The 4196-nt window shown below is 65.2% G+C and carries 4 protein-coding genes; 2 read left to right on the top strand and 2 right to left on the bottom strand.

Annotated features, from left to right (window positions below; translation table 11 throughout):
- Positions 1–2317 (top strand): toprim domain-containing protein (locus GY937_21440; protein ID MCP5059277.1); only part of this gene is annotated, 2317 nt, incomplete at its 5' end.
- Entirely contained in the window at positions 2317–3309 is a 993-nt protein-coding gene (xerC, locus tag GY937_21435; GenBank protein ID MCP5059276.1) for a site-specific tyrosine recombinase XerC, read from the top strand. The genes GY937_21440 and xerC, both read left to right, overlap by 1 nt.
- 55 nt (positions 3310–3364) lie before the next feature.
- Here the strand turns inward: xerC and GY937_21430 are convergent, their stop codons facing one another.
- On the bottom strand, positions 3365–3670 hold the full coding sequence (locus GY937_21430) for a type II toxin-antitoxin system RelE/ParE family toxin (GenBank protein ID MCP5059275.1): 306 nt from the start codon (positions 3668–3670) through the stop codon (positions 3365–3367).
- Positions 3667–3936: a type II toxin-antitoxin system ParD family antitoxin gene (locus GY937_21425; GenBank protein MCP5059274.1), complete on the bottom strand. Its 270-nt coding sequence runs from the start codon at positions 3934–3936 to the stop codon at positions 3667–3669. The genes GY937_21430 and GY937_21425 overlap by 4 nt, the downstream gene beginning before the upstream one ends.
- Between the last annotated feature and the right edge of the window lie 260 nt (positions 3937–4196).

Below are 4196 nucleotides of genomic sequence, written 5' to 3'. Positions count from 1 at the left end.
GAACCACGAGGCAATGGGAGCCTCGAAGGAGATGATCCTCTGCGAGTCGTTGATCGATGCATTGACCTTCTGGTGCGCAGGCTACCGGAACGTGACGGCGAGCTACGGGGTCGAGGGCTTCACGAAGGAGCACCTGGCTGCCTTCGAAAAACACGGGATCGAGCGCGTGCTCGTTGCGTACGACCGAGACGGGGCAGGGGACACCGCGGCCGAGAAGCTGGCGAAGAAGCTCCTGGCCGAGGGCATCGACGTCTACCGGATCCAGTTCGCGAAGGGGATGGATGCGAATCAGTACGCGCTCGAGGTTCGGCCGGCGACGAAGAGCCTGGGTGTGGCGATCCGCTCAGCCCAGTGGCTGGGGAAAGGGAAGGCGAAGCCGGTGACGACGCGAGCCGTGGAAACCGACACGCCCGTTTCGCAACCTGCGCCACCTCTTCCTTTAGCCGCCGCTTCGGTCCCCGAGCCGGCGGCTAAAGAAGAAAGCCCGGGGCCGCTCCCGGCTGTGGTCGTGCCGCCGGCTCCGAGGCCCGACACCCCCGCCGAGGTGAACGGCCAGGAGATCGTGATCGTGCAGGGCGATCGCCGGTACCGGATTCGAGGGCTGGAGAAAAACGCGAGCTTCGACGGGATGAAGGTGAACCTCCTGGTCTCGTCTCCGGCGTTAGGTGGGAACGGTCAAGCCATGCACGTCGATACCTTCGATCTCTACCAACAGAGGCCACGGGGAGCCTTTGCGCAGCAGGCCGCCGTGGAACTCGGGGTGAAGGATGATGTGATCCGAGGGGACTTGGGGAGGATCCTCTTGAAGCTCGAAGCCCTTCAAGCCGAGCGGATCGAGGCGGAGAGGGCGGCGGAAGAGAAGACTCCGGTACTGAGCGACGAAGAGACGACGGCCGCCCTGGAGCTGCTCCGGGCTCCGGATCTTCTCGGGCGGATCGAGCGCGACTTCGAGCGCTGTGGCGTCGTCGGCGAGCGTACGAATAAGCTCGTCGGCTACCTGGCGGCCGTCTCTCGCAAGCTCGAGGCGCCGCTGGCCGTCGTGATCCAATCGACGAGTGCGGCGGGAAAGTCGGTGCTGATGGATGCGGTGCTGGCCTTTCTCCCCGAGGAGGACCGCACGAAGTACTCGGCCATGACCGGCCAATCGCTCTTCTACATGGGCGAGACGGAGCTTCAGCACAAGGTGCTGGCGATCGTCGAGGAAGAGGGCGCGAGCTCCGCCTCCTATGCGCTCAAGCTCCTGCAGTCGGAGGGGGAGCTCGCGATCGCATCGACGGGCAAGGACCCGGTGACGGGAGAGCTGCGGACCCTCGACTACCGGGTGAAGGGCCCCGTGATGATCCTGCTCACGACGACAGCGATCGACCTCGATGAGGAGCTTCTGAACCGCTGCGTGGTGCTGACCGTCGACGAGGGCCGGGAGCAGACGCGGGCGATTCATGCCATCCAGCGCCGCAAGCGCACACTCTCGGGCCTCCTTGCCAAGGCGGAGAAGGACGAGGTGCTCGGGCTTCACCAGAACGCGCAGCGCCTTCTGGCACCCCTGGCCGTCGTGAACCCCTACAGCGAGCGCCTGACGTTCGTGGACGACCGGACCCGCACGCGCCGCGACCACGAGAAGTACCTGACGCTGATCGATGCGATCACGCTGCTGCACCAGCACCAGCGGAAGATCCAGACCGTGCGCCGCGGCGACAGGACGCTTCGCTACGTCGAGGCGACGCCCTTCGACATCGAGACGGCGAACCGGTTGGCCCACGAGGTGCTCGGCCGAACCCTCGATGAGCTTCCCCCGAAGACCCGCGAGCTGCTGCGCGGGATCACGGCGTGGGTGGCCGAGCGCTGCACGGCCCTTGCCGTGGACCCGACCGCCTTCCGCTTTAGCCGCCGCGACCTACGCGACGCGACGCAGTGCAGCGACACGCCGCTGAAGATCCACCTCGGGCGCCTGGCCGAGATGGAGTATCTGCTCGTTCACCGCGGCGGCCGCGGCCAGTCCTACGCCTACGAGCTGCTCTACCAAGGCGAAGGAGAGCAGGGCGACCCCTTCCTGATGGGTCTGATCGACACCGACGGCTTGCACTACGACGGAAAGAAGTCCGGGGAAAAGGGCCCCCGGTCCGGGGTCGGTCCGGGCCCGGTCCGCCCTCGGTCCGGGGGTGGTCCGGTGCCTGAAAACGGCGCAAGTGCGCAAGGTGAAATGACTTCTCCGTCCTTGGCCGGTGCGAGGCCCCAAAACGCACGGCCGAGGCCGATGCGCGGCAACGGATCGGTTCGTACCCACACGGAAGAACTCCCAGCTGAGCACGCCGACTAATGTCGCGCAAGAAGCGGCGCGCCAGCGCGCCGAAGCCCGATCCGTATCCGATCGACGGCAGCGCGATGGCGCCCTACCTGGCCCAGTTCCTCGAGGCCGCGGCGGCGAAGGGCCTGGCGCCGCGCACCGTCGAGATCCGAGACGGCATGCTCCGCCGCTTCATCCACTGGTGTGGCGAGCGAGACCTGAGCCAGCCCCAAGACATCACACGGCCGATCCTCGAGCGCTACAGGCGCCATCTGTACCACTATCGAAAACCGAACGGAGAGCCGCTCAGCTTTGCGACCCAGCAGCAGCGGCTCACTCCGCTCAAGGCCTTCTTCAAGTGGCTGGCCCGCGAGAACTACATCCTCTCGAACCCGGCCAGCGAACTGGAGCTGCCGCGCGTCCACCGAAGGCTCCCGAAGCACATCCTGACGGCCGAGGAGGTCGAGCGCGTGCTGGCGCAAGCGATGCTTCACGGCGAGTTCGCCGTACGGGATCGCGCCATCATCGAGACTCTCTACTCGACCGGCATCCGGAGGTCCGAGCTGGCGCACCTGCGCCTCTACGATGTCGATCCCCGCAACGGGACGCTGATGGTGCGCGAGGGCAAAGGCAAGAAGGACCGCATGGTGCCGCTCGGCAACCGCGCCGGCCGCTGGATCGACCGCTACACCCAGGAGCTGCGTCCCTCGCTCGTCGTCGAGCCCGACGAAGGCTGGCTCTTCCTCCACGCGTACGGCGAGCCCTTCAAGAAGAATCGGCTCACCGACCTGGTGAAGAAGACGATCGAGAAGGCCGGCATCGAGAAGCCCGGTGCCTGCCACATCTTCCGCCACACGATGGCAACGCTCATGCTCGACGCCGGCGCCGACATCCGCCACATCCAGGCCATCCTCGGCCACAGCCAGCGCTCCACCGCCGGGATCTACACCCAGGTCTCGATCCGGAAGCTGAAAGAAGTCCACGCGCGAACTCACCCGGCCGATCGGTCATCTGCGCCCGATTGAGGTCGCTCTCCCGTCCACCTTTAGCCGCTTCCGATCTTCCGGCGCGTCCTGCCCCCTACGCCCTGGGCTGAAGCTCGCGCCAGTCGCGGGAAGCTCTTGCAATCCGCACAATTCGAAGCGGTTTCGTTTTCGGGTGATAGGCAATGAGCGATGGGCCCAGGGGCCAGAAGAAGTACGGTTCGGGCCAAATATCGGGTCGGGCTCTTCCGATGAAGGGGTTCTGCGCCAAGCGCTCGAAGGAGTCGATGAACTGAGCGCGAACCCGCTGGTCATGCTCCCGGCCGAAGGACCGGCGAACATATCGCCGAATCTCGAGGAAGTCGTTCTTGGCGGCTGGCGTAAGAACGTAGTTGGAACTCAATCGCCTCTGCCGAATTCACGATCGATCGCCGCGTCGATCTCGGCGAGAGCTTCTTCGCCATCGATAAGCTCCCCCCGTTCGGCTTGACCGACGCCCTCGGCCACCTGCGCACGAAGAGCTTCCCCTTGTTCGGAGAACAGCTTCTCGTGGGCGCAAAGGACGCGCAGCCCTTCAGCGACGATGTCGTCGAGAGAGTCATAGTGCCCGCATTTCAGCTCGTGTTCGACGAAGGAGCGCAGTTCTTCGGGGAGAGTGCTTGCTGTCATCTTGCCTCGAGCAAAGGGTCCCATGATGGGGCTCTTTGAGCAAGCCCGGCCACGGGCCGCCATGCGTAGCCGCTTCCGGTCTTGCGGAACTCGATGCCGGTCCCTTGCGGAAGCGCGGAGCTAACCTGAACTATGCACGAAAGTTGGCTGAGAAGCTGGCTTTCCAATGTTTCAGCGTGCCGCGCGGCGATTGACGCTGACGGATCTCGTTTTGGGTGGTCGATGCCCATTCCGTGGCGCGAATGCGGAGTGTGCTTCGG

The sequence above is a fragment of the bacterium genome, assembly GCA_024228115.1.
In the GTDB taxonomy this organism is placed as follows: Bacteria; Myxococcota_A; UBA9160; order UBA9160; family UBA6930.
The sequence above is the reverse complement of the archived record's forward strand: the minus strand, read 5'-3'. Positions and strand labels throughout refer to the sequence as shown.